The organism is Sphingomonas adhaesiva (genome assembly GCF_036946125.1).
Taxonomy (GTDB): Bacteria; Pseudomonadota; Alphaproteobacteria; order Sphingomonadales; family Sphingomonadaceae; genus Sphingomonas; species Sphingomonas adhaesiva_A.
On sequence record NZ_JAQIJT010000001.1, the window covers coordinates 406,995 to 431,183 of the forward strand.

Consider the following 24,189-nt stretch of genomic DNA (forward strand, 5'->3'; position numbering starts at 1 on the left):
CAGGTTGAGGCCGGGTGGCGGGAATCGTCCAGTTCGAGAATGTCGGATTGCGCTACGGCCAGGGCGACGAGGTGCTGCGCGACCTGTCGTTCGCGCTGGCGCCGGGCGAATTCTATTTCCTGACCGGCGCCAGCGGTGCGGGCAAGACGTCGCTGCTGAAGCTCCTCTACCTCGCGCAGCGCCCCAGCCGCGGCGTGATCCGGCTGTTCGGCACCGACGTGGTGACGCTGCCGCGGCAGCGCATTCCCGGTTTCCGGCGGCGGATCGGCGTCGTCTACCAGGACTTCCGCCTGGTGCCCCACCTGTCGATCGCCGACAATGTCGCCTTGCCGCTGCGCATCGCCGGCGTGCTGGAGAGCGAAGTGCGCGAGGCGGTGGGCGAGATGCTGGCCTGGGTCGGCCTCACCCACCGCGCCGATGCGCGCCCGCCGACGCTGTCCGGTGGCGAGCAGCAGCGCGTGGCGATCGCGCGTGCCGTCATCGGCCGGCCCGAGATCCTGGTCGCGGACGAGCCGACCGGCAACGTCGACGAGGCGATGGCGGAGCGGCTGATGCAGCTCTTCGCCTCGCTCAACGGCCTGGGCACGACGGTGGTGATGGCGACGCACGACCTCAGCCTCCTGAACCGCGTGAAGGCGGCGCAGATGATCCGGATCGTCGATGGCCGGCTGCACGATCCCACCGGCAGCCTGCGCTTCCCGCCGGCCCGCCCGGCGGAGCGGGGCGCGGCATGACGCCGTCGACCACCCGCGTTCTCGACGCCGCGCGGCAGGGGCGCGTCATGGCGTGGGTGCTGGCGATCATGCTGTTCCTGACCATCCTCGCCGCCGCCGCCGCGATCGGCACCGCGGCGGCGGCGGGCGCGCTGGGTCGCGAATTGGCGGGACGTGCTACGGTACAGGTGACCGCGGCCGACCCGCCGGTGCGGCAGGCGACGGCGGCGCGGGTGCTGGCGGCGCTGCGGCAATCCTCCGCCGTGCGCCATGCCGAGCCGGTGCCGGCGGCGGAGCTGGAGCGGTTGCTGGGGCCATGGCTGGGCGAGGCCGGCAACGACGACCTGCCGATCCCCGCGCTGATCGACATCGATCTGGCCGATCGCGTCGATGCGGTGGAGCGCGTGCGCACGCTGCTGAGGCAGGTCGCGCCGGGCGCCACGCTGGAGCGGCACGGCGATGCGATGGCGCCGGTGGGGCGGTTGCTGACGAGCTTCACCACGCTGGCGGTCGTGCTGGTCGCGCTGATGGCGACCGCGACCGGGGCCGTCGTGGTGCTGGCGGCGCGCGCCGGGCTGGACGCGCACCGCACCACGATCGAGGTGATGCACGGGCTGGGCGCGACCGACGTGCAGGTCGCCCGGCTGTTCCAGCGGCGCATCGCGCTGGACGCCGCGCTGGGCGCGCTGGTCGGCGGGGTGGCGGCGTGGATCGTCGTGGCCGTGCTGGGATGGCAGGTCGCGGCGGCGGGGTCGCAACTGCTGGGCGGCGCGGCGCTGGGGCAAGGCGGCTGGATCGCGATCATCGCGCTGCCCTTCGTCTTCGTCGCGCTGGCGGCGACGGTGGCGCGCCGGACGGTGACCGCATCGCTGGCGCGCACGCTGTGATCCGCCGGCTGATCGCGCTGGCGCTGCTGGGCTGGGCGCTGGGCTTCGTCGCGTTCATGTGGCTGTTGCCCGGCCCGGCCGCGCCGGCGGTGCGTACCGACGCGATCGTCGTGCCGACGGGCGCCGCGGGGCGGATCGCCCGCGGTCTGGAGCTGCTGGAGGCGGGGCGGGCGCGGCGGATGCTGGTGACGGGGACCGCACCGGGGGTGACGCGCGCCGACCTGATCCGCGTGGCGGGGCATGCCCGCACGATCGCCTGCTGCGTCGATCTGGGCGCGGATGCGGTGGATACGCGGGGCAATGCGGAGGAAACCGCGGCGTGGCTGGCGCGGCATCGCTACCGCACGATCCGGCTGGTGACGTCCGACTGGCATGCGCGGCGGGCGCGGCTGGAGCTGGCCTACGCATTGGGGGACGGGGTGGACATCGTGGTCGACGGGGTGCCGAGCTTCCCCACGCTGGGGCAGGCGTTCAACGAATACAACAAGCTGCTGCTGCGCGCCGCCGCGATCGGCGGGCAGGCGGTGTGGCGGCGCGTGCCGCATGGGGGACGGGCATGACGGCGTGGCGGATCCTCAGGGCGCTGGCGTTCCGGCTGGTGTTCTATGCCGGATCGGTGCCGATCCTGTTGATCGTGCCGCTGGTCGCGTTGATCGGCGGGCAGCGGATGATGGTCCCCTATGCGCATGGCTGGTCGCGCTTCCATCGCTGGGCCGCGGCGACCTTCCTGGGGGTACGCACCCGGTTCGAGGGGACGCTGCCCGACCATCCCGTGCTCTACGCCGCCAAGCACGAGGCGATGTACGAGACGGTCGAGCTTTCGTTCCTGCTCCATGGCCCCGCCGTCGTGCTGAAGCGCGAGCTGATGCGGATCCCGTTGTGGGGCTATGCGACGAAGGTGTACGGCGCGATCGCGGTCGACCGCGACGCGTCGGCCAGTGCGTTGCGGCGGATGGTCAAGGACGCCGGCGTGGCGAAGGCGCAGGGGCGCTCGGTGATCGTCTATCCGGAGGGAACGCGCGTCCCGCACGGCGCCACCCCGCCGCTGCGCTCGGGATTTGCCGGGTTGTACAAGACGCTGGGCTATCCGGTGGTCCCGATCGCGACCGACAGCGGGCGGTTCGTGCCGCGCAGGGGCTGGCCGCGCGCCGGCGTCGTCACGATCCGGCTGGGGGAGGAGATTCCCGCCGGGCTGCCACGCAAGGAGGCGGAGGCGCGGGTCCATGCCGCGATCAACGTGCTTGCCGCTACGGGTGGCGAGGGGTAGCCGCAGCGGATGCGCCGCCTGATCCCTGCCCTCGCCCTTCTGCTGATCGCCACCCCGATCGCCGCGCAGCGTGCCGACCGGGCCACGCCGGGCTGGGTCCGGGTCAAGCTGGAGACGGCGGACGGACCGATCGTCCTCGCGCTCGACCGGCGGCATGCGCCCGCCACGACCGACAATTTCCTGAAATATGTCGACGACGGGCGGTTCGACGGGGTCAGCTTCTATCGCACCGCGCGCAACCGCAAGGCGCCGCAGTTCGGCTTCATCCAGTCGGGCATCCGCACCGATGCGCGCCGCTTCCTCGACATGATCCCGCACGAATCGACGAAGAAGACCGGCATTCGCCACCTCGACATGACGATCTCGATGGCGAGGAAGGGCCCGCCGGGATCCGCCAACGGCAATTTCTTCATCACGGTCGGCGCGCAGCCATCGATGGACTGGACCCCCGCCAACCCCGGCTATGCCGCGTTCGGCCGCGTCGTCGGCGGACAGGCGACGGTGAAGCGTATCCTGGCGGAGAAGACCGGCGGGGGTATGAACGGCACGCTGATGCTGAAGCCCGTCCGCGTCGACCGCGCGATCCGGCTGGACGGCACCCCCAGGCCGACCGGGCGGCCGCGCCCCTGGCTGATCGAGCAGCGGCGCGACGGCTGAACCCTTCCGCCGCCTCCATCCGTTGATGCCGGACGAGGAGAGCGACGATGGTGGAACAGCCCAACAAGCCCGGCGGCGATTTCGACACGAGCGACGGCACGCCGCGCCCCGCCGGCGACGAACAGGCGGTGAAGAACCAGGGCGAGGTGTCGCCCGAGGACTATCCCAAGAAGGACGGCGGGCGCGCGTCCGGGGACGATGTGGTGTGATCCGCCGCCGGCTGGTCGTGACCGGGCGGGTGCAGAACGTCTTCTTCCGCGACTGGTTCGTCGAGCATGCGACGGCGCTGGGGCTCGACGGCTGGGTCCGCAACCGCGCCGACGGCAGCGTCGAGGCAGTGGTGGAGGGTGCCGCCGAGATGGTCGAGACGATCGCCGGGTGCGCCCGGCAGGGCTCGCCGGCGTCGCGGGTCGAGCAGGTGACGGTCAGCGACGATGCGCCGGCGGAGACGCTGGCGGGGTTCGGGAAGCGCGCCACGCTTTGACGCGGGCCGTGGCGGCGGCGTAGGCGCGGTGCATGACCGACCCCGTGCTCGATCCCGGCTGGGCCGCCGCGCTGCGCGGCGAATTCGATGCGCCGTACATGGCGGCGCTGCGTGCGTTCGTCGCCGCGGAGGAGGCGGCGGGGAAGCGCATCTTTCCGCCCGCCGCGGATCGCTTCGCGGCGCTGGCGCTGACCCCGCTCGACGCGGTGCGCGTCGTCATCCTGGGGCAGGACCCGTATCACGGCGCGGGGCAGGCGCATGGCCTGTCCTTCTCGGTGCGGCCGGGGGTGAGGGTGCCGCCCAGCCTGGCCAACATCTACAAGGAACTGGCGAGCGACTGCGGCATCGTGGCGCCGGCGCACGGCCATCTGGCGCATTGGGCGCGGCAGGGCGTGCTGCTGCTCAATACCGTGCTGACGGTCGAGGAAGGCCGCGCCGCGGCGCATCGCGGGCGGGGGTGGGAGCGATTGACCGACGCGGTGGTGCGCGCCGTGGCTTCGAGCGATCAGCCGGTCGTCTTCCTGCTGTGGGGCAGCCATGCGCAGAAGAAGGCGGCGTTCGTCCGCGACGTCGCGGCAGGCGGGCGGCACCTGGTGCTGACCGCGCCGCACCCATCGCCGCTGTCGGCGTACAAGGGGTGGTTCGGATCGCGTCATTTCAGCCGGGCCAACACCTTCCTTGAGCAGCACGGGCGGGGCACGATCGACTGGTCGCTGCCGGCGATCGGTTAGCCCGCCGCCCCGGGCCGTACCGGGGCGGCGGGACGACGGCTCACCGGGCCGGGGCGAGCACCTCCGGCGCGGCGGGCGCCAGCGCGGCGGCACCGTCGATGTCCCAGCGCGTCATGTCCTGTCCCGCGCAGGAATAGGTCGCCTGATTGCGCAGGTCGGCGGGGACCATGGCGCCGGCAAGCGCGGGCTGCCGGGCGGCGAGCAGCCGGCGCGCGTCGTCGGGATGCGAGGAATAGATCAGCGTCGTCAGCTTGCTGCCGTCGGTCAGCGGCGCCTTCGTATAGGGGCTGAAATCGCCGAGGTAGACGACCTGCCCCGCGGCCACCGCGAAGGTGGGCGCGCCGAAGCAATGCGTCGTCACGTGCGGCTGGTTGTTTAGCGACAGCGAGTTGATGACATAGTCGCCGGGCGTCACGCGTACCACCTGCACCTCGTACGCCGACGTCTTGTCGTGGCTGGGCACGATGCTGGTATAGGTCGTCTTGTCGCCGGTCTTCTTCCAGTCCTTCGGCTGGAACATGACATCGCGGTGCGCGATGTCGTAGCGCAGCAGCGACACCGATGCCGAGCGCCCCGCGGTCGACGGATCGACGCGGCGGAACGCGACGACGATCGCGCCCTCGCCCGGCGCCAGCGCGAAGGGCGCGGCGGCGTCCACCTTCTTGCCCAGCCACAGCGTCGCGGGCTGCGTCAGCGGGGCATCCAGTCGCAGCGCGGCATCGGGCGCGAGCGAGAAGCGCGTCCGCTCGGTCACCGTGCCCGGCACGGTCTGCGCACCGATCATGGTGTCGAAATGCGCGCGGCGCTGATCCGGCGTCATCGCCGCCACGCGCGCCGCATCGGCGGGCGGCACGTCGACCAGCCGCCACCCGCGGATCATCAGGCAGTTGCGGCGATTGGCGCGGCGCTGCTGCCCCTGCGCAATCGCTCCCGCGATCAGACCGCCGAGCAGCCCTCCGACCCCGATGGCGACCGGCGAGACGAGAGCGGGGTTGTAGTGATAGGGGATCATGCCGGTCGGCGTGCGCGAACCGCGCGCGATCAGCCGGCACTGCTGCCAGTCGTCGTTGAAGGCGGCACGGGTCGCGCCGGGCCTGTTGTAGAAGCGCGCGTCCTTCAGGTCGCCCTCGGCATCCTTCGCGATCTCCTCGGGCGAGTCCTGCGGATCGGCCGCGTTCTGCGGCATCGCCGGGCCGCCGTCACCGCCAGTCGGGATCATCATGGTCTGCGTTTGCGCTGCGACGGACACGGGCATGGACATGAGCGCGGCCCAGAGGGCCGCCTTCCTGAAATTCATCGACACTGGTTTCCCCCCCGGGTGAAGCGCCACGGCCGTGGCGCCTGATCTGATTAGCAAGGTGGCCGGTGCGGCGGAAGCGCCGATGTCACCGCTATGGATCGACCGGAAGTTGACAAAGTTTACGCCACGTCGGCGCCGGAGGCGGGGTCGGCGGGAAAGCGGCCGAGCGCCGTGCCCAGCTTCTGATCGGCATCGGCGGCATGGTAATGCCGCTCGTGGTCGTTCCACGCGCCGTAGCGGCGCGGGTCGCGGTAGCGCAGCAGGAACATGGTCAGCTTCTCGTCGAAACGGCGGCGCTCGCCGATCTGCTCGCCCTGATAGAAGACGGGTGTGGCGACGCCGTGGAGCGCGCGCGCCATCGCCGCATCCGACAACCGCGCCACGCCGACGTCGAGCGCGGCATCCCACGCCTCGCGGAACGCCGCGGCGTCGGGGCGGCGGCGCAGCGCATAGGCCGCGGCACGCGACAGCCCGACATGCTCCGCGGCCTCCTCGACACAGGCGGTTTCCGCCAGCGCGAGGATGAAGGCGCGCTGGCGCTGCGGCGTCCAGCCGTCGTGGCGCGCACGCAGCGGAACGGGGGCGAAGGGCGGCAGCGCCGGCCCGGCGGGCGAGGGGGTGTCGTCGGTCATGCCGGGGAGGAAGGCATATGTTGGAGGGTGTAGGACAGGGGAAAAGTGGCGATTGACGTTGTCCAATCCTTTGTCCATATTCCGGGCATGCAAGCTGTCAGCTATTCCGAAGCGCGCGAGAACCTGAAGTCGATGATCGACAAGGTGGTCGCGGATCGCGCCCCGCTCGCCATCACGCGCCAGCGCGGCGAGGGTGCGGTGCTGATCTCGGCGAGTGAATGGGCGTCGATTGAGGAGACGCTGTACCTGCTGCGCTCGCCGAAGAACGCCGAGCGACTGCTGGAGGCGGTACGCGGGTTCGAAGCGGGCGATACCAAGGCTGTGCCGCTGCCGTGAACGTGCAGTTCTGGCCGACGGCGTGGGAAGACCTGCGCCACTGGCAGGATAGCGACGAGAAGATCACCGCGAAGCTGATGGGGCTGATCGACGAATGCCGGCGACACCCGTTCAAGGGCACCGGCAAGCCCGAGCCGCTGGGCGGCAATCTGTCAGGCTGGTGGTCGCGCCGGATCAGCCACGAGCATCGGCTGGTGTATCGCGTGACGGGAAGTGGCGACGAGCAGGTGTTGCAGGTGGCGCAGTGCCGGTATCATTATTGAAACTTACGATTAGTTTGAGCCCTTACCGAAAATGTAGGCGACCGCCGCTGAACCCAACCCAAATGCACGCTCCGCCTGCTTTGCCCAAAACTCGGCCTGTGAAGCTTGGACAGCAGCCATAATTAAGCACCCAATTGCCGCCGCAAAAGCTATCACCACAACAAGCATGGCGACCACAACAGGTGCGGTCTTTTCGCCGCCGATGAGTTTTCCGAAGAACCCGAGATCTTTATCGCGTTTGGCTTCTTCGTGTCTATTCTGCTCGCGGGCAAGCTCAAGCTGAAGGCGGCTAGCTGCTCCTAAAGCGCTATCCAGCTCAGCATCGTCAGATTCCCGCCTGACGATCTGGCCTTTGGCCTCATCGCGATCAGACGCCATACAGGAACGAGAGCCTGTTTTTCATAGCTGGTACTGATACGGCGAAAAGACGCGACATTTGCTGGAGGCTAAGCCTATCCCAATACTCATCCATCATGTCGCGCGGCATTAGCAGGCTGGCCGCAAATGCATTAGCTTCTTTTTCACGAAAATCTTGGTTCTGCCGAGTAGGATCACGCCACATAACTTGATAATCGGCGGATCTCGCCCAATCGCCATGCAAAACACTGTGGCCTAATTCATGAGCGACTGTAAAGGTTTGCCTGAGAGGAAACTCCTCCTCATTGACAAAAATTGCATTTTCTTCGCAATCGTAGAACCCCGAGATGCCGCGACTTTTTCCCGAGAAAGTTGCAAACACAACCTCCACACCTAGATTTTTGGCAACCTCTACCGGATTAACCGGCGGAGTAACCACTCTCATATCATCCAAAATACGCTGGGCTTCGCGTTCTGCTCGCGTGTAATTTGGACGATTTAGCATCAACGCCGCCATGGCTCAGCCTTCCTCATCCATCAGTCGAAAGCGGAGACGCGACGTCCCCGCTTTGTTCTCGCCTACCACAAATTTTGGGGGTTGACAAGCGAAATTCAAGTGCCGGGCTGTGCCTCATTGCAAGTCTACTACTCTCTTCGATTCGCTATCGATTTCGCCCGGCGTTGGTATACAGTTCACGACCGCCTTCGTTGTAGAGCTCGCTCATCCGCGTCATCCCCGCCTCGGCGTCCTCCGCAGCGACGAACGTCTCCACCGGCGCGTTCTGCTTCGCGGCGAAGTCGCGGACCTCCTGCGTGATCTTCATCGAGCAGAATTTCGGGCCGCACATCGAGCAGAAGTGCGCGGTCTTGGCGCCTTCGGCGGGGAGGGTCTGGTCGTGGTACGATTCCGCCGTGTCGGGATCGAGCGACAGGTTGAACTGGTCGCGCCAGCGGAATTCGAAGCGCGCGCGGCTCAGCGCGTCGTCGCGCAGCTTGGCCGCCGGGTGGCCCTTCGCGAGGTCGGCGGCGTGGGCGGCGAGCTTGTACGTCACCACGCCGACCTTGACGTCGTCGCGGTCGGGGAGGCCGAGGTGCTCCTTGGGGGTCACGTAGCAGAGCATCGCGGTGCCGTACCAGCCGATCATCGCCGCCCCGATGCCGCTGGTGATATGGTCGTAGCCCGGCGCGATATCGGTGGTGAGCGGCCCGAGCGTGTAGAAGGGCGCCTCGCCGCAGACCTCGAGCTGCTTGTCCATATTCTCCTTGATCTTGTGCATCGGCACGTGGCCGGGGCCCTCGATCATGACCTGGACGTCCTGCGCCCAGGCGCGGTGGGTCAGCTCGCCCAACGTGTAGAGCTCGGCGAACTGCGCCTCGTCATTGGCGTCGGCGATGCTGCCGGGGCGCAGGCCGTCGCCGAGCGAATAGGCGATGTCATACGCCTTCATGATCTCGGTGATCTCGTCGAAGCGCTCGTAGAGGAAGCTTTCCTTGTGGTGCGCCAGGCACCATTTCGCCATGATCGAGCCACCGCGCGACACGATGCCGGTCACGCGCTTCGCGGTGAGCGGGACATAGGGCAGACGGACGCCGGCGTGGATGGTGAAATAGTCGACGCCCTGCTCGGCCTGCTCGATGAGCGTGTCGCGGAAGATCTCCCACGTCAGCTCCTCGGCGATGCCGCCGACCTTCTCCAGCGCCTGATAGATGGGGACGGTGCCGATCGGCACGGGCGAGTTGCGGATGATCCACTCGCGCGTGTCGTGGATGTTGCGCCCCGTCGACAGGTCCATGACCGTGTCCGCACCCCAGCGGATCGACCAGACGAGCTTGTCGACCTCGGTGGCGACGTTGCTGGCGACCGCGGAATTGCCGATGTTGGCGTTGATCTTGACCAGGAAGTTGCGGCCGATCGCCATCGGCTCGCTTTCGGGGTGGTTGATGTTCGACGGGATGATGGCGCGGCCGCGCGCGACCTCGTCGCGGACGAACTCGGGCGTCACGTAATCGGGGATCGCCGCGCCGAAGGACTGGCCGTCGCGGACATATTCGCGCGCCATCTCGCGGCCCAGATTCTCGCGCGTGGCGACATATTCCATCTCGGGCGTGATGATGCCGCGGCGGGCATAGTGCATCTGGCTGACGTTGGCGCCCGCTTTCGCGCGCAGCGGGCGCGGGATGGCGCGCGGGAAGCGGGGGACGCCGCCGGAGCGGTCGGGGCCGAGCTGGCCGTTATCCTCCGGGCGGACCTCGCGCGCGTCATACGCCTCCACGTCGCCGCGCGCCTCGATCCAGGCGCGGCGGCGCTGCGGCAGCCCGGCCATGATGTCGATGCGCGCCTGCGGATCGGTATAGGGGCCCGACGTGTCGTAGACGTTGAGCGCGGGCTCGCCCGAGGACGGCTCCAGGTCGATCGCGCGCATCGCGACCTGCAGGGGACCGACGTGGATCTTGCGGCTGCCGCGGATCGGGCCGGTGGTGACGCCAATTTCGGTACGGGCGGGAATGTCGGCCATCGTCGTCTCTCCTCATGGCGGAAGAGGACGGACGTGGGGTGACGCGCCGCTCCCTCCCTACGCCGGTGCAAGCCGGATCAGGTTCAGCGGGTCGGGGGCTGCTGCCCCCCTCTCAGCCGCGCGCCAGCGGCCCCCCGGGGTGAGGGGGAGCATAGCGGCGATGGCGGCGAAGGGGAAGCGCGATCAGCGTGGCGTCGCGGTGGCGGTCGGCGTCGGAGTGGGCGTCGCGGTCGGTGCGGTGCTGGTGCGCAGCGATTCGAGCGAGTTGTTGGTGCCCGCGGGGAAGAAGCCGCCGCCGATCCCGGCGTCGCGGCGCAGGTAGACGATGTTGTGCACCTGGCCCGTGGAGCGGCTGTAGGCGACGCCGTTGCCGTCGGCGGGCACGATGTTGGCGACCGTCAGATTGCCGCTGGCGTCCGCCGTGGCGATGCCCGCGTCGAGCGTGCCGGTGCCGTCGAGCGCATCGCGCGCGGCGGCGATCTTGTTGGCGTTGCTCCGCGCGGTCAGCCCGCGCTGGAACAGCTCGCTGCGGATCAGACCGGCGTGATACGCCTCCGCCGCCAGGATGCCGGCCGCGGCCTCCAGATAGGTGGCGTTGGTGATGAGCGGCGAGGCGCCCTTGTACGCGGTGACGCCGACATCCTCGAAGAGGAACGCGGCGAGCAGGAAGTTCTCGTCCGAGGCATAAGGATCGAACGTCTCGGTCGCGCCGACGACGCCCGCCGCGCGCGCCGCGGCGGTGAAGGCGCCGGTGGCGCCGCCGTCGATGTTGATCGCGGGCATGTTGATGACGAAATTCGGGCTGGCGGCGGTGATGACCGCGCGCAGCGCGTCGACGTGCGCGATCTCGTCCGCGGCGATCTCCCGCGCGTAATTGGCGATGACGCGGTCGTCGAAGATGCGCTGGCGCCCGCCGGTCACCGCGCCGGGCGTGCCGACCACGCCGCCGGTGCTGGAGGCGGGCAGGTACCGGCCGAAGGCGGCGATCGAATAGAATTGCGCCTCCAGATATTCGAGGTTCAGCGCCAGCTGGAGGATGGCGATGTCGTTCGGCACCGCGGTCCCGGTGGGGGAGGGCGTCGGCGAGGGGGAGGGCGACGGCGTGGGCGACCCGCCCCCGCCACCGCAGGCGGAGAGCAGCGCCAGCCCGCCCGCGGCGGCGCTGGCCCCGCCCGCGAACTTCAGGAAGCGGCGGCGCTCCGCGCGGCGCTGGTTGGCGAGGTCGAGGGCGGCGAAGACGGAATCTTTGATCATGACGGCATTCCTGCAGGGGTCGGGGAGGGTGACGGACGCTCCCGTCAGGTCGCCGCCGCGCTGCTCTTGATCGTTCCGTTGACGCCGGCGGGGAAGAAGCCGCCCGAGGTCGCCGTGGTGTTGTTGAGATAGGCGATGTTCAGCACCTGCGCGGGCGAGCGGCTGTAGACGATGCCGTTCTCGTTCGCGGGGACGATGTTGGAACGGTCGCCGTCGGCGGTGCTCTGCGTCGCGATCCCCTGATCGTCGTCGGGGGCGATGCCGCGCACCTTGTCCTCGGCCGGATTGCCGTCGAGGCGGTCGCGCGCATCGGAAATACCGCCCGCGCGGGTGATCGCATTGGGGGCCGGCGCGTCGATGCCGCGGCGATAGAGCAGCCCGCGGATCGTCGCGGCGTGATACGCCTCCACCGCCAGGATGCCGGCGGCGGCCTCCAGGATCAGCTTGTTGCCGATCAGCGGGGCCGCGCCCTTGTAGGCGGTGACGCCGACGTCCTCGAACAGGAAGGCGGCGAGGAGGAAATTCTCCTCCGACGCATAGGGATCGAACACCGAATTCGTGCCGGTGATGAGCCCGGCGGCGCGCGCGGCGACGCTGAACGCGCTGTTGACGCCGACCGACAGGTCGATCGCGGGCTGCGCGATATAGGTGGTCGTGGTCAGCTGGCCGCGCAGGAAGCGCACGTGTGCCAGCTCGTCCGCCGCGATCTCACGCGCGTAGCTGGCGAGCGTGGCGTCGGTGAAGGTCACCGCGCGCCCGCCCGACGCCGCGCCCGCGGTGCCGACCGAGCCGCTGATGTCGGCCGACCCCAGCCCCGAGCCGGTGACGGCGAGGGCGTAGAAATTCGCCTCCAGATATTCGAGGTTCAGCGCGAAGTTGAGGACGTCGACGTCGCTGAGCACCGGCGCGGTCGAGGTGGGAGAGGGCGACGGCGATGGCGATGGCGAGGGCGTCGGCGTGGCGGTCTGCGCGGCGGCGGTCCCGGCGAGCAGCGTCGCGCCGGCGGCCATCCCCGCGGCCTGGGTGAAGAAGGCGCGGCGCGTCTCGCGACGCCGCGCGCGGGCGTCGAGCGCCTCCATCATCGGCTCGAAATCGCTCATGCCACACCCTCTTTCCGTTCTGACGCAGACCCGTCGGCTGGACCGGCGATGCTGAACCGCGCCTGTCCGGCCCGCGCTTTCCCTAACGCGGTGCGTCCGGGGACGCTACCGTTCAGAACGTATAGCCCAGCCCGACCGCGGCGAGCCACTGGCTGCGCGAGCCCGCGATCGACGTCACGGGCGAATCGCCGAAGTCGTTGAGCATCCTCTTGTAGCTGCCGCCCGCGATCAGCTTTGCACCCTTCAGGAGATTGCCGGTCAGCGCATAGGTGCCGGCGAGGCCGACCGTCCAGTGCTTCCACCCGCCGCGCGCGGTATAGACGGGAAGCCCGCCCGCGGCGGAGCCTGCGGCGTCGACATCGAAATAGGTGCGCGCGAAGCCGCGCTCGACATGCTCCGCGGCGGCGAACAGCCCCACCGCCGCCTCCAGGCTGAGCGGGGTGAAGTAGTTGACGGAGGGCGTCAGGATGCCGCTCTTGTGCACGCCGTTGACGTCGTAGCGGTAGCTGATCGACGCGGAGAGCTTGTCATAGGGGCTGGTGACGACCCCGGTCTTGCCGATCCCGGCATAACCGCCGAGCTCGATCGCAGTGCCGCGCTTGCCCAGCGCGCGGACGCGGACGTCGTCGATCGCGTTCAGGTTGGTGCGGTTGAAGTTGATGACGCCCACCGGCCCCGCCTGCACGTCCCAGGTCGGACCCGGACGGTTGGGGATCAGGTCGATCGAGGCGCGGTTGCCGAGCACCTGGAACGACAGGTTGCGGAACGAGCCGATCGCCGCCGGGCCGGGGACGAGGCGGTAATCGTCCGACCCCTCGTAATCCGGCAGATAGGCGCCGGCCACCGCGACGGTGACGGTGTCGCCGACCAGCGTCGGATCGGGCGCCGCGATCGGCTCTGCGGGCGCGTTGCCGGTCTGCGCGGCGACCGGCGTGGACAGCGCGAGCGCGCCGACGAATGTGGCGCGGACGGCGGCGCGAAGCATCGAGTGCACGGAAATTTCCCCTTTATTCCTGCGCGCTCAACACCCTGACGCCGGATTGGCTCCGGCGGTGCCGGGTCACAGCATGTAACGCATCCGGATCTGTTGCGATTCGGCATCACTGTCGATGCGGAAGCGTGCCGCGGTGAAGCGCGGCGGGCCGAAGCGGATCGGCGGATTGCGCGAGAAGCCGAACCCTTCCTTGGGGATGCCCATGAACGTGTCGAGCTTCGCATTGCCGTTCTCGTCGTGGATCACCGCCACGGCATAGTCGCCGCGCGGCAGCGCACCGAAGTGGAGCGCGTGCTGCCCCGCGGGGATGGTGCGCGTCACCGCATCGCGATCGTCGACGCAATTGGGAAAATTGTCCGGGTCCGCGGTCAGGCAGATGCGGATCAGCCCCCTGGCCGAGCGCATGTTCTCGACCGCGACGTCAAGCGCGGCGAGCGGGGTCGCCCCGATCAGCGGCACCGCCAGCAGCAGCGCCGCGCCCGCCCTGCGCACGCGCATGACTGCGCGCGAAGTCGCCGAGCCCGTCATCGGTCCCGCACAGTCGATCCCAGAACCGGAAATAGAGCCCATAATTGCACCCGTACCGCTCATGATGCCGCTGGTGGTGGCTGGCGGTGATGAGCCAGCGTCCCACGCGCCCGCCCCACATGAATCGCGGGAACATTTCCCAGCCCATGTGGTTGGTCACCCCCATAACCGTCATGATCGTCAGCACCAGAGCGAGTGCGACGACATGAATGGGAATTGCGAAGACCAGTAGCGGAATGGCCACAGCGCCGGTGATCGCCTCGACCGGATGGAACGCCATCGCGGCCCAGGCGGTCGGCGGGCGGCTGGCATGGTGGACCGCATGCGCCAGGCGGAAGACCCGCGGGCGATGCATCCAGCGATGCGTCCAGTAGAACCAGGTGTCGTGCGCGGCGAGGTAGAGAAAGACCGACAGCGGCCAGTACCACAGGGGCCAGGCGTGCAGGTCGGCGTAGATCCGCGTCCAGCCGTGGTTCTGCCAGCCCCAGGCGACGACCCCGGCGGGCGCGCCGTAGATCGCGGCGGAGGCGAGGCTCCACGCGATCTCGCGCCGGATCTGCGGGTCGAGCCCGGCGTACAGCCCGCGATGCTTCGCCCTCGTGGCGAGCGCGAATCCGCCGCTGGCGGCGAGATAGCGCACCGCGACGATCGCCGACATCGCCAGCGCGGACAGCAGGATGGGGACGATCGGCATCGCCGGGCGTGTACCGGACGGCGGGCGTTTCGTCACCCCGGACGTGATCCGGGGTCCGGCTTGCCCCCGCGGCGGCGGAGAAGAAGCGGGACCCCGGGTCAAGCCCCGGGTGACGGGTTTTTGGGGGCGGGCGTCGTTCCTCTCACCGTCATCACCGTGGAAGGGGGCCGGACGCGCAGGTGATCGATGGGCCGCGACGGCAGCGTGTATGGATTCCCGCCTGCGCGGGAATGACGGGGCGGTGGGGGTGGGCGTTGCCGCAGGAACGGGCTCGCCGTCTTCCTTCGTCATGCCGGACTCGTTCCGGCATCCAGGGTTCCGTCCACCCAACGTCGGCGAGGCGTGTGGGGCCCCGGACCCCGGAACAAGTCGAGACCTCTGCGAAACTCAGATCCTTGTTCCCCGGCGAAGGCCGGGGCGCAGCTGGGGGACGGTGGTGACGGACGGAAAAGCCACGCCAACTGGGCCCCGACCTTCGCCGGGCCTTTGCAAAACGGGTGCAACGGCATCGACCCGACGCCGTGCTCCCGCGCAGGCAGGAGCCCAGGGCCCAGCAGAACAACGCCTTATGGGACCCGCAACCCTGGGCTCCTGCCTTCGCAGGAGCACGATGCCGCTTTTGCAAAGGTCTCGCCTTCGCCGGGGAACGGCGAAATTGTCGAGCGATCCGCGATTTTCGCAGAGGTCTCGAACACGTCCGGGGTGACGGCGGGTTTGGGGTAATCGTCCCGTCGCCCGGACCCCCCCTTTCCCCGCACCCCCGCCCTTCCCCCCGCCCCGCCGGATCGGTTAGCGCTCGACGCCATGCCAGCGATCCACAAATGCGACCTCGCGATCGTCGGCGGCGGGCTGTCGGGGGCGATGATCGCGCTGGCGGTGGCGGCGCGGCATCCGCAACTGGACGTGCGGCTGATCGAGCACGGCGACGTCGTCGGCGGCAACCATTTCTGGTCGTTCTTCGGCGCCGATGTGGCGGCGGCCGACCGCGCGCTGGTGGCGCCGCTGATTACCCACGCCTGGGGCGATTACGACGTGCGCTTCCCCGCGCATGCCCGCACGCTGACGCAGCCTTATTACACGGTGCGCTCGGCGCAGCTCGACGCGCATGTCCGCGCCACGCTGCCGCCGCGCGCGATCATGACGGGGCGGCGGGTGGTCGCGTGCAGCCCGACCGCGGTGGTGATGTCGGGGGGCGAGCGGGTCAATGCGACCGGGGTGATCGACGCGCGCGGTCCCGCCGACCTGTCGCATCTCGACTGCGGCTGGCAGAAGTTCGTCGGGCGCGAGCTGTCGGTCAGCGCGGGGCACGGGGTCGAGCGGCCGGTGGTGATGGACGCCACGGTCGAGCAGATCGACGGCTATCGCTTCGTCTATCTGCTGCCGTTCAGCGCCGACACCCTGCTGATCGAGGACACCTATTACAGCGACACGCCCGCGCTGGACCAGGCGGCGCTGGCGCGGCGGATCGGCGACTATGCCCGGACGAAGGGGTGGACGACCGGCAATCCGCTGGGCGAGGAGCGCGGCGTGCTGCCGGTCGTCTTCGGCGGCGATTTCGAGGCGTATTGGCGCTCGGGCGGCGACAAGGTGGCCAAGGCGGGCGCGCGCGCCGGGCTGTTCCACCCGACGACCGGCTATTCTCTGCCCGATGCGGTGCGGCTGGCGCAACTTGTCGCCGCGCAGCGCGATTTTAGCGGGAGCGCGCTCCACGCGCTGACCCATGACCATGCCGCGCGCCTGTGGGCGCAACGCGGCTTCTACCGGATGCTCGACCTCATGCTGTTCAAGGCCGCCGACCCCGACCAGCGCTACCGCGTGCTGGAACGCTTCTATCGCCTCTCGCCCGCGCTGGTGTCGCGCTTCTATGCCGGGCAATCGACGCTGTGGGACAAGATGCGCGTGCTGAGCGGGAAGCCGCCGGTGCCGGTCGGGCGCGCGGTGGCCGCGCTGCTGGGCGGAGGTGCCGCATGACGCGCGCGGTGGTGGTGGGCGCCGGCTTCGGTGGCCTCGCGCTCGCGATCCGGCTGCAATCCGCGGGGGTCGAGACGACGATCCTGGAATCGCGCGACAAGCCGGGCGGGCGCGCGTATTTCTGGGAGCGGGACGGCTTCACCTTCGACGCCGGGCCGACCGTCATCACCGATCCGGCGTGCCTGGAGGAATTGTGGGCGCTGTCGGGCCAGACGATGGCCGACGACGTCGCGCTGGAGCCGGTCCAGCCCTTCTACCGGCTGCACTGGCCCGACGGGACGACGTTCGACTATACCAACGACGACGGCGTGCTCCACGCCGAGATCGCGAAGCTGAACCCGGCGGACGTCGCGGGCTATCAGCGGTTCGTCGACTATTCCGCGGGCGTGTATCACGAGGGATACGAGAAGCTGGGGCATGTCGCCTTCCTCGACTTCGCATCGATGATAAAGGCGGCGCCGGCGCTGGCGAAATACCAGGCGTGGCGTTCGGTCTATTCGATCGTGTCGAAGTTCGTGAAGGACGAGCGGCTGCGGCAGGCGCTGTCGTTCCACACGCTGCTGGTGGGCGGCAACCCGATGACGACCAGCGCGATCTACGCGCTGATCCACAAGCTGGAGCGCGACGGGGGCGTGTGGTTCGCGCGCGGCGGGACCAACCGGCTGGTGGCGGGGATGGTCGCGCTGTTCGAGCGGCTGGGCGGCACGCTGCGGCTGGGCGACCCGGTCGCGCGGATCGAGACGCTGGGCGACCGCGTGACCGCGGTGGAGACGCAGGGCGGCTATCGCGCGGAGGCGGACATGCTGGCGGCGAACGCCGACATCATGCACGTCTATCGCGACCTGCTGCCCGGATCGGGCGCGGCCAGGCGGACCGCGGCGGCGCTGGAGCGCAAGCGCTTCTCGCCGTCGCTGTTCGTCGTCCATTTCGGGATCAAGGGGACGTGGCCGGGCATCCCGCATCACATGATCCTGTTCGGGCCGCGCTATAAGGGGCTGCTCGCCGACATCTACGAACACGGCATGCTGAGCGAGGATTTCTCGCTGTACCTGCACCACCCGACCGTGACCGATCCGGGGCTGGCGCCGGAGGGGTGCTCGACCTTCTATGCGCTGGCGCCGGTGCCGCACATGGGCAGGTTCGCGGGCGACTGGGAAACGGTGCGCCCGATCCTGGAGAAGCGCATCCTGGACGAGGTCGGGCGGCGGCTGATCCCCGACATCCACGACCGCATCGTGACGAAGTTCAGCTATGCGCCGACCGATTTCGCGCACGACCTGAACGCGCACCTGGGCAGCGCCTTCTCGCTGGAGCCGATCCTGACGCAGAGCGCCTATTTCCGCGTCCACAACCGCGACGATGCGATTCCGAACCTGTTCTTCACCGGCGCGGGCACGCACCCGGGCGCGGGGATTCCCGGCGTGGTGGGGAGTGCGAAGGCGACCGCGGCGCTGATGCTGTCGGGGCGGTAGCGGCTCTCCCCGCCCCCGTACCGGCGGTCGCTCCGGCGGTCGTTCCGGCGGTCAGTCCGCCTCGCGGCGGCGCCACAGCCCGGCGAGCTTGGCGAAGCCGATGAACTGCGCGCGCAGATAGGGATCGCCGACCTGCGCCACGTCGTCCTTGATCGTGTCGAGGAACGCGGCGCCGGTGCGGTCAGCGGGCATCTGCATCGACCAGCGCGGAAACTCCCGCGCACCGACGTCGGTGCGCTGGACATAATCGATCTCGTGATGGCGACCGTCGCGGGCGATCCGCTCCATCGTCGCCTCGATCGGCGCGCGCTCGCCCTCGATCGCCTGGAGGAAGCGCAGGCCGTCGAACAGCAGCAGCCCGGTGATCCCGTCCGCGACGTTACGTTGCTGCGCCACGTCGCACAGCGCGGTCACCTCCGTCGCTGCCAGGAGCCGCGACGCGCGACTCGCATAGATGATCCTGAACACGCCCGCCCCCCGGTTGCGCGATGTCTGACGCGGTCGCGCGCCCTTGGCTAGTGATCCACCACGGTTTGTAAACAAAAGCGCGGCGGCGTGCGCTCCATTGCCCGCCGGTCGGGCATCCGGTAGCGGCGGGGGATGAAACGCCTCGCCATCTATTGCGGCTCCGCCACCCCCGCCGACCCCTTCTACCTCGACCTGGCGCGGGAGGTCGGCGCGACGCTGGCGACACGCGGGATCGGCGTCGTCTACGGCGGCGGGCGGCTGGGGCTGATGGGGGCGATCGCCGATGCCGCGCTGGCGGCGGGGGGCGAGGTGATCGGCGTCATCCCGCAGGCGCTGGTCGATGCCGAGGTCGCGCACCGCGGCCTGTCCGAACTCCACGTCGTGCCGGGGATGCACCAGAGGAAGCAGCTGTTCACGGATCTGTCGGACGGCTTCGTGACGCTGCCCGGCGGCACCGGCACGATGGACGAATTGTGGGAGGCGCTGAGCTGGGCACAGCTGGGCTATCACGCCGATCCGGTCGGGCTGCTCAACGCGCGCGGCTATTACGACCATCTCGTCGCCTTCTGGGCGCAGATGGCGCAGGTCGGTTTCCTGCGCGCGCAGCACCGCGACCTGCTGATCGTGGGGGACACGCTCGACACGCTGCTGGACCGGATGGGCGGGCATGTGCCGACGCAACCGATCGTGCGCATGGACGCGGGCGACCTGTGACGCCGGACCGCGCCGCATTGGTGGCGGCGGCGCGCACCTCGATCGCGAAGGGATCGAAGAGCTTCGCTGCCGCATCGACGCTGTTCGCGCCCGACGTGCGCGAGCGCGCCTGGCTGCTGTATGCCTGGTGCCGGCGGTGCGACGATCTGGTCGACGGGCAGGATCACGGCCACGACCGCGTGATCGTCCACGACGCGCGCGAGCGGGTGGCACAGGTGCGCGCGATGAGCGAGGCGGCGCTGCGCGGCGAGCCGACCGGCGACCCGGCGTTCGATGCGCTGGGCGTAGTGGCGGCGGAGACGCGGCTGCCCGCGCGTTACGTCCACGACCTGCTCGACGGGTTCCAGCTGGACGCGGACGACTGGATGCCGCGCAGCGAGGACGATCTGTATCGTTATTGCTACCATGTCGCGGGGGCGGTCGGGTGCATGATGGCGATCGTGATGGGGGTGCCGCCGGAGGACGAGGCGGTGCTCGACCGCGCGTGCGACCTGGGGCTGGCGTTCCAGCTCGCCAATATCGCGCGCGACATCGAGGAGGACGACCGGGTCGCGCGCTGCTACCTGCCGATGGAATGGCTGGTGGAGATGGATATCCCGCCGGGCCAGCATATGAAGCCGCCGTTCCGCGACCGGCTGGTCGTGCTCGCGCGGCGGCTGGCGACGCGCGCCGCCGCGCACGAGGCGAGCGCGCGGGTGGGCGCGACGGCGCTGTCGTTCCGCTCCGCCTGGGCGGTGCTGGCGGCGGCGGGGATCTACGGCGATATCGCACGCACCGTCGCGGCACGGGGGCGACATGCGTGGGATCACCGCGTGACGACGGGCAAGGCGGCGAAGCTGGGGTGGATCGCGAAGGCCGCGGCGCAGGCGGCGCGGCGCGGCGCGATTCCCGAGGTGCCGCGGGGGCGGGAATTGTGGACGCGGCCACGGTAGAGCACGCGTCGTTCCGTTCGTGCCGAGCGACGTCGAAGCACAGCCACGATCGTCGGTGCGTGGCCTTCGACTGCGCTCAGGCCGAACGGCGGTGCTGAGCAGCGTCGCTATTCCTCGTCGATCCCCCAGTTCAGCCCGCGCGAGATCGCGGGGTCGGCGACCGCGGTGACCAGATAGGCGACGAACTGCTTGGCGCGCTGCCACCAGCCGGTCGCGGCGACATAGGCGGGCAGCGTCACCTCCTGCGACCGCGCGACCTCGGCATCGACATAGCCGCGCACGTGGCGGGCGAAGGCGCGATTCTCGATCCGCAGCATCAGCTCCAGATTGATGAACAGACTGCGCATGTCGAAGTTCGCGCTGCCGATCCACACCGTGTCGTCGATGACGTACAGCTTCGTATGCAGCTTCGTCGGCAGATATTCGAACACGCGCACGCCCCGGCGCAGCAGCCCGGCGTAGGTGAATCGCGCCGCGGCGATCGTGACATTGTTGTCGGAGGTATGCGCGGTGACGATCCGGACCGCGGCGCGGCGGCGCCCGGCCTTCTCCAGCCGGCGCAGGAGCAGCGGGCTGGGGGTGAAATAGCCCGCGATCATGTCGATGCTGCGGGCATAGGTCATGTCGTGGCGGATCGCGCGCGCCCATGGCGACAGGCGCCGCGTCGGCCCCCCGATCGTCCAGCGCAGCCGCCCGCGCGTCTCGCTCCACTTCGCCAGCGAGCGATTGAGGCGGCGGATCCGGCCGCCGTCGCGGATGCCGGCGTGGAGCGCGTCGAAATAGCCCGCGATCCGCGCGGCGGCCGGCCCCTCGACCAGCAGGCCCAGGTCGCGCCACGCCTGCTGCGCGGGGGTGCCGAAGTAATCGTCCTCGATATTGAAGCCGCCGATGATGATCCGCGCGTCCTGCTCGGCATCGGCCAGCGCCAGCTTCTGGTGATTGCGCAGCAGGTAGCGGCGCCCGAAGCGCGGCGAGAAGCGGCACAGCGCGACCCCGGCCTCCTCCAGCGGACGGAAGAAGTCGGTGTCGCCCGTCGCGCCGAAGCCGTCGACGATCAGCGCGACGCGCACGCCGCGCCCGGCGGCGGCGATGAGGGCCGCATTGACCCGCTGCCCGGTCGCGTCGTCGGCATAGATGTAATAGAGGATGCGCAGGTAGACGCGCGCGCCGTCGATCAGCCCCAGCAGCGCGTCCAGCCGGCGCGGGCCGGTGTCGAGCAGCGTCAGCCGGTTGCCGTCGACCGTGAACGTGGGTTGCGGGGCGGCGTCGTCCATCGCGGTGGGAATGGGGGCTGGCGCTGGCGGGGGCAAGAGGCGGGCTTTCCTTGACGGATCGCGGCCATACCGCTAGGGACCGGCGCTTCCCGTAGCTTAGCGACAGAAGGATACGCGATGGCGCGCGTCACCGTCGAGGATTGCGTCGACAAGATTCCGAACCGTTTCGATCTGGTCCTGCTCGCCGCGCAGCGCGCGCGTCAGGTGTCGGGCGGCGCGGAGCTGACCATCGATCGCGACCGCGACAAGAACCCGGTCGTGGCGCTCCGCGAAATCGCGGAGGAGACGGTCAAGCCCAAGGACCTGCACGAATCGGCGGTGCAGAGCCTGCAGCGCGTCCAGATCGACGACGAGGAGGAGGCCGACGAGATCGGCAGCCTGGCGGCATCGGCGGAGGCGCTGCGCCTGACCGCGGTCGCGCCGCCGCGCAACCAGAATCTGGGTGCCGATTACGACGGCTGAGGTCGTCGGTCCCGGTATCGGTGAAAAGGCCGGCGTTCCGTGGGGGACGCCGGCCTTTTCGTGTGTGATCGTGCTCCTGCGCAGGCAGGAGCCCAGGGTTGTGGAGCGTGACGCAAGTGATCCTGCCGGGCTCTGGGTTCCTGCGTTCGCAGGAACACGGGGAGGGGCGCGGGCGCTTGGGTGACGGATGCTCGGCGCGTGGAACCCTGGATGCCGGGACGAGCCCGGCATGACGGGTGGGATGGGGTGATCGGGTCGCGCTATCCAGCACGACACCCCGGCTCACGGCGGGACGTTTGCGAAACAGGTGCGACGGCATCTAGCCCACGCCGTGCTCCTGCGCAGGCAGGAGCCCAGGGCCCATCAGATCAACGCCTTTTGGGACCTGCAACCCTGGGCTCCTGCCGGCGCAGGAGCACGGTGTCGCCTTTTGCGAAGGTCCCGCCTTTGCCGGGGTCCGGGGTTCCGGCTCCCGCACGCCGGCGAGGCGCGCGGAACCCTGGATGCCGGGACGAGCCCGGCATGACGGGGGAGTGGGCCGGCGACCTCCTGCCGCTCAATGGCGGAAGTGGCGCATGCCCGTGAAGACCATCGCCAGCCCCGCCTCGTTGGCGGCGGCGATCACGTCGGCGTCGCGGATCGAGCCGCCGGGCTGGATCACCGCGGTGGCGCCCGCCTCGACCGCGGCGAGCAGGCCATCGGCGAAGGGGAAGAAGGCGTCCGACGCCACCGCGGAGCCGATCGTGCGCGGGGCCGACCAGCCCGCCTTGTCGGCGGCGTCCTTCGCCTTCCACGCGGCGATGCGCGCGGATTCGAGCCGGTTCATCTGGCCCGCGCCGACGCCGGCGGTGCTGCCGTCCCTGGCATAGACGATCGCGTTCGACTTCACGTGCTTGGCCACCGTCCAGGCGAAGAGGCAGTCGGCGAGCTCCTGCTCGGTCGGCTGGCGCTCGGTCACGACCTTCAGGTCGGCGGGCAGCACGCGCCCGCCGTCGCGCGACTGCACCAGCCAGCCGCCCGCGATCGACTTCGCCACCAGCCCGGCGCGCGCCGGGTCGGGCAGCTCGCCGGTCAGCAGCAGGCGCAGATTCTTCTTCGCCGCGAACAGCGCGATCGCCTCCTCGTCGGCATCGGGCGCCACCACCACCTCGGTGAAGATGCCGGTGATGGCCTCCGCGGTGGCGCGGTCGAGCGGGCGGTTGACCGCGATGATGCCGCCGAACGCGCTGACCGTGTCGCACGCGAACGCCGCCTCATAGGCCTGCGCCAGCGTCGCGGCGGTCGCGACGCCGCACGGGTTGGCGTGCTTGACAATGACGCACGACGGCGCGGCGTCGCGGAACTCCGCGATCAGCTCCAGCGCGGCGTCGGCGTCGTTGTAATTGTTGTAGCTGAGCGCCTTGCCCTGCACCTGCCGCGCCTGTCCGATGCCGCGCGCGGCAAGGCCGGTGGCGGCGTAGAAGGAGGCGGTCTGGTGCGGATTCTCGCCGTAGCGCAGCTCCGGCCCGGCGCGCTTCAGCGTCAGCGGCAGCGTATCGGGGAAGGTCATCCCCTGATCCGCGAAGGCGAACCAGCTGGCGATCGCGGCGTCATATTCCGCGGTCAGCGCATAGGCCTTGGCGGCGAGGCGCTTGCGGTTGTGGAACGTGGTCTCCCCGCTCGCCACCAAAGGATAGTCGGCCGGGTCGGTGACGATCGCGACGAAGGCGTGGTTCTTCGCCGCGGAGCGCACCATCGAGGGGCCGCCGATATCGATGTTCTCGACGATCTCGTCGCGGCCGGCGCCCTTCGCCACGGTCTGCTGGAAGGGATAGAGGTTGACGACGACCAGATCGATCGCGCCGATGCCGTGCTCGTCCATCGCGGCGACGTGCGCGGCATCGTCGCGCACCGCCAGCAGGCCGCCGTGGACCTTGGGGTGGAGCGTCTTGACGCGGCCGTCCATCATCTCGGGAAAGCCGGTCAGGTCGCTGATGTCCTTCACCGGCAGGCCGGCGTCGCGCAGTGCCTTTGCGGTGCCGCCGGTGGACACCAGCTCGACCCCCTTCGCGGCGAGCGCGGTGGCGAGATCGACGATGCCGGTCTTGTCGGAAACCGAGAGAAGGGCGCGGCGGATGGGGATGGTCGTCATGCGCGCGGCCCTAGAAGGTGCGGCGCGGTGGCTCAAGTCGTTACGTCACCCC

General features: G+C 69.7%; 28 protein-coding genes and 1 riboswitch. Of the genes, 15 read left to right on the top strand and 13 right to left on the bottom strand.

Annotated elements, in window-relative coordinates; genetic code table 11:
* The first annotated feature begins 14 nt into the window (after nucleotides 1-14).
* From ftsE to ung, 8 genes are read left to right on the top strand one after another with little or no spacing between them, the layout of a single operon-like run.
* Nucleotides 15-734, top strand: a complete 720-nt coding sequence (ftsE, locus tag PGN23_RS01985; protein WP_335301173.1) for a cell division ATP-binding protein FtsE — start codon at nucleotides 15-17, stop codon at nucleotides 732-734.
* Entirely contained in the window at nucleotides 731-1,600 is an 870-nt protein-coding gene (locus PGN23_RS01990) for a cell division protein FtsX (protein ID WP_335301174.1), read from the top strand. The genes ftsE and PGN23_RS01990 overlap by 4 nt, the downstream gene beginning before the upstream one ends.
* Nucleotides 1,597-2,160 carry a YdcF family protein gene (locus PGN23_RS01995; protein WP_335301175.1) on the top strand — a complete coding sequence of 188 codons (564 nt, stop codon included), beginning with the start codon at nucleotides 1,597-1,599 and terminating at the stop codon, nucleotides 2,158-2,160. Before PGN23_RS01990 ends, PGN23_RS01995 begins: the two co-directional genes overlap by 4 nt.
* The gene (locus PGN23_RS02000) at nucleotides 2,157-2,867 is read left to right on the top strand and encodes a lysophospholipid acyltransferase family protein (RefSeq protein ID WP_335301176.1); all 711 of its coding nucleotides are present in this window, start codon (nucleotides 2,157-2,159) and stop codon (nucleotides 2,865-2,867) included. Before PGN23_RS01995 ends, PGN23_RS02000 begins: the two co-directional genes overlap by 4 nt.
* 9 nt (nucleotides 2,868-2,876) lie before the next feature.
* Entirely contained in the window at nucleotides 2,877-3,524 is a 648-nt protein-coding gene (locus tag PGN23_RS02005) for a peptidylprolyl isomerase (RefSeq protein ID WP_335301177.1), read from the top strand.
* Nucleotides 3,525-3,571: 47 nt separating this feature from the next.
* Nucleotides 3,572-3,733 carry a hypothetical protein gene (locus PGN23_RS02010; protein ID WP_335301178.1) on the top strand — a complete coding sequence of 54 codons (162 nt, stop codon included), beginning with the start codon at nucleotides 3,572-3,574 and terminating at the stop codon, nucleotides 3,731-3,733.
* The gene (locus tag PGN23_RS02015; RefSeq protein WP_335301179.1) at nucleotides 3,730-4,008 is read left to right on the top strand and encodes an acylphosphatase; all 279 of its coding nucleotides are present in this window, start codon (nucleotides 3,730-3,732) and stop codon (nucleotides 4,006-4,008) included. The genes PGN23_RS02010 and PGN23_RS02015 overlap by 4 nt, the downstream gene beginning before the upstream one ends.
* Nucleotides 4,009-4,040: 32 nt before the next feature.
* Nucleotides 4,041-4,739: a uracil-DNA glycosylase gene (ung, locus tag PGN23_RS02020; RefSeq protein WP_335301180.1), complete on the top strand. Its 699-nt coding sequence runs from the start codon at nucleotides 4,041-4,043 to the stop codon at nucleotides 4,737-4,739.
* A 40-nt stretch (nucleotides 4,740-4,779) separates the two neighbouring features.
* On the opposite strand, the gene PGN23_RS02025 is transcribed toward ung, so the two are convergent.
* Both PGN23_RS02025 and PGN23_RS02030 read right to left on the bottom strand, forming a co-directional pair.
* A complete protein-coding gene (locus tag PGN23_RS02025; RefSeq protein WP_335301181.1) occupies nucleotides 4,780-5,961 on the bottom strand; it encodes a hypothetical protein in 1,182 nt (393 codons plus the stop codon).
* A gap of 197 nt (nucleotides 5,962-6,158) precedes the next feature.
* Nucleotides 6,159-6,671: a hypothetical protein gene (locus tag PGN23_RS02030; RefSeq protein WP_335301182.1), complete on the bottom strand. Its 513-nt coding sequence runs from the start codon at nucleotides 6,669-6,671 to the stop codon at nucleotides 6,159-6,161.
* Nucleotides 6,672-6,758: 87 nt separating this feature from the next.
* Here PGN23_RS02030 and PGN23_RS02035 point away from each other — a divergent pair, with 87 nt between their 5' ends.
* Nucleotides 6,759-7,007 (top strand): type II toxin-antitoxin system Phd/YefM family antitoxin, encoded by a 249-nt coding sequence (locus PGN23_RS02035; protein WP_335301183.1) that lies wholly within the window; start codon nucleotides 6,759-6,761, stop codon nucleotides 7,005-7,007.
* Nucleotides 7,004-7,270, top strand: a complete 267-nt coding sequence (locus tag PGN23_RS02040) for a Txe/YoeB family addiction module toxin (protein WP_335301184.1) — start codon at nucleotides 7,004-7,006, stop codon at nucleotides 7,268-7,270. Before PGN23_RS02035 ends, PGN23_RS02040 begins: the two co-directional genes overlap by 4 nt.
* 9 nt (nucleotides 7,271-7,279) lie before the next feature.
* On the opposite strand, the gene PGN23_RS02045 is transcribed toward PGN23_RS02040, so the two are convergent.
* From PGN23_RS02045 to PGN23_RS02080, 8 genes are all read right to left on the bottom strand, one after another.
* Entirely contained in the window at nucleotides 7,280-7,648 is a 369-nt protein-coding gene (locus PGN23_RS02045) for a hypothetical protein (RefSeq protein WP_335301185.1), read from the bottom strand.
* A complete protein-coding gene (locus PGN23_RS02050) occupies nucleotides 7,638-8,144 on the bottom strand; it encodes an ImmA/IrrE family metallo-endopeptidase (protein ID WP_335301186.1) in 507 nt (168 codons plus the stop codon). The genes PGN23_RS02045 and PGN23_RS02050 overlap by 11 nt, the downstream gene beginning before the upstream one ends.
* Nucleotides 8,145-8,289: 145 nt before the next feature.
* On the bottom strand, nucleotides 8,290-10,143 hold the full coding sequence (thiC, locus tag PGN23_RS02055; RefSeq protein ID WP_335301187.1) for a phosphomethylpyrimidine synthase ThiC: 1,854 nt from the start codon (nucleotides 10,141-10,143) through the stop codon (nucleotides 8,290-8,292).
* A 37-nt stretch (nucleotides 10,144-10,180) separates the two neighbouring features.
* Nucleotides 10,181-10,290: riboswitch (TPP riboswitch) on the bottom strand.
* 36 nt (nucleotides 10,291-10,326) lie between these two features.
* Nucleotides 10,327-11,397, bottom strand: coding sequence for a ferritin-like domain-containing protein (locus tag PGN23_RS02060; RefSeq protein ID WP_335301188.1), 1,071 nt, complete (start codon nucleotides 11,395-11,397; stop codon nucleotides 10,327-10,329).
* Between the two features lie 44 nt (nucleotides 11,398-11,441).
* On the bottom strand, nucleotides 11,442-12,497 hold the full coding sequence (locus tag PGN23_RS02065; RefSeq protein ID WP_335301189.1) for a ferritin-like domain-containing protein: 1,056 nt from the start codon (nucleotides 12,495-12,497) through the stop codon (nucleotides 11,442-11,444).
* 112 nt (nucleotides 12,498-12,609) lie between these two features.
* Nucleotides 12,610-13,482, bottom strand: a complete 873-nt coding sequence (locus PGN23_RS02070) for a MipA/OmpV family protein (RefSeq protein WP_335302054.1) — start codon at nucleotides 13,480-13,482, stop codon at nucleotides 12,610-12,612.
* 75 nt (nucleotides 13,483-13,557) lie between these two features.
* Nucleotides 13,558-13,989 carry a DUF2141 domain-containing protein gene (locus PGN23_RS02075; protein ID WP_335301190.1) on the bottom strand — a complete coding sequence of 144 codons (432 nt, stop codon included), beginning with the start codon at nucleotides 13,987-13,989 and terminating at the stop codon, nucleotides 13,558-13,560.
* Entirely contained in the window at nucleotides 13,913-14,713 is an 801-nt protein-coding gene (locus PGN23_RS02080; protein WP_335301191.1) for a sterol desaturase family protein, read from the bottom strand. Before PGN23_RS02080 ends, PGN23_RS02075 begins: the two co-directional genes overlap by 77 nt.
* A gap of 804 nt (nucleotides 14,714-15,517) precedes the next feature.
* On the opposite strand from PGN23_RS02080, the gene crtY reads away from it, so the two are divergent.
* Together crtY and PGN23_RS02090 are read left to right on the top strand one after the other, a co-directional pair.
* Nucleotides 15,518-16,684: a lycopene beta-cyclase CrtY gene (gene crtY, locus PGN23_RS02085; RefSeq protein ID WP_335301192.1), complete on the top strand. Its 1,167-nt coding sequence runs from the start codon at nucleotides 15,518-15,520 to the stop codon at nucleotides 16,682-16,684.
* On the top strand, nucleotides 16,681-18,156 hold the full coding sequence (locus tag PGN23_RS02090) for a phytoene desaturase (protein WP_335301193.1): 1,476 nt from the start codon (nucleotides 16,681-16,683) through the stop codon (nucleotides 18,154-18,156). The genes crtY and PGN23_RS02090 overlap by 4 nt, the downstream gene beginning before the upstream one ends.
* A gap of 51 nt (nucleotides 18,157-18,207) precedes the next feature.
* On the opposite strand, the gene PGN23_RS02095 is transcribed toward PGN23_RS02090, so the two are convergent.
* Complete coding sequence (locus PGN23_RS02095; protein ID WP_335301194.1) at nucleotides 18,208-18,624, bottom strand: BLUF domain-containing protein; 417 nt, start codon at nucleotides 18,622-18,624, stop codon at nucleotides 18,208-18,210.
* Nucleotides 18,625-18,756: 132 nt separating this feature from the next.
* On the opposite strand from PGN23_RS02095, the gene PGN23_RS02100 reads away from it, so the two are divergent.
* Nucleotides 18,757-19,338, top strand: coding sequence for a TIGR00730 family Rossman fold protein (locus PGN23_RS02100; protein ID WP_335301195.1), 582 nt, complete (start codon nucleotides 18,757-18,759; stop codon nucleotides 19,336-19,338).
* Nucleotides 19,335-20,270 (top strand): phytoene/squalene synthase family protein, encoded by a 936-nt coding sequence (locus PGN23_RS02105; protein ID WP_335301196.1) that lies wholly within the window; start codon nucleotides 19,335-19,337, stop codon nucleotides 20,268-20,270. Before PGN23_RS02100 ends, PGN23_RS02105 begins: the two co-directional genes overlap by 4 nt.
* A gap of 107 nt (nucleotides 20,271-20,377) precedes the next feature.
* On the opposite strand, the gene PGN23_RS02110 is transcribed toward PGN23_RS02105, so the two are convergent.
* The gene (locus tag PGN23_RS02110) at nucleotides 20,378-21,544 is read right to left on the bottom strand and encodes a phospholipase D-like domain-containing protein (RefSeq protein ID WP_335301197.1); all 1,167 of its coding nucleotides are present in this window, start codon (nucleotides 21,542-21,544) and stop codon (nucleotides 20,378-20,380) included.
* A 117-nt stretch (nucleotides 21,545-21,661) separates the two neighbouring features.
* On the opposite strand from PGN23_RS02110, the gene rpoZ reads away from it, so the two are divergent.
* Nucleotides 21,662-22,006, top strand: coding sequence for a DNA-directed RNA polymerase subunit omega (gene rpoZ, locus PGN23_RS02115; protein WP_335301198.1), 345 nt, complete (start codon nucleotides 21,662-21,664; stop codon nucleotides 22,004-22,006).
* 556 nt (nucleotides 22,007-22,562) lie between these two features.
* On the opposite strand, the gene purH is transcribed toward rpoZ, so the two are convergent.
* Nucleotides 22,563-24,137 (bottom strand): bifunctional phosphoribosylaminoimidazolecarboxamide formyltransferase/IMP cyclohydrolase, encoded by a 1,575-nt coding sequence (gene purH, locus PGN23_RS02120; protein WP_335301199.1) that lies wholly within the window; start codon nucleotides 24,135-24,137, stop codon nucleotides 22,563-22,565.
* Nucleotides 24,138-24,189: the final 52 nt, after the last annotated feature.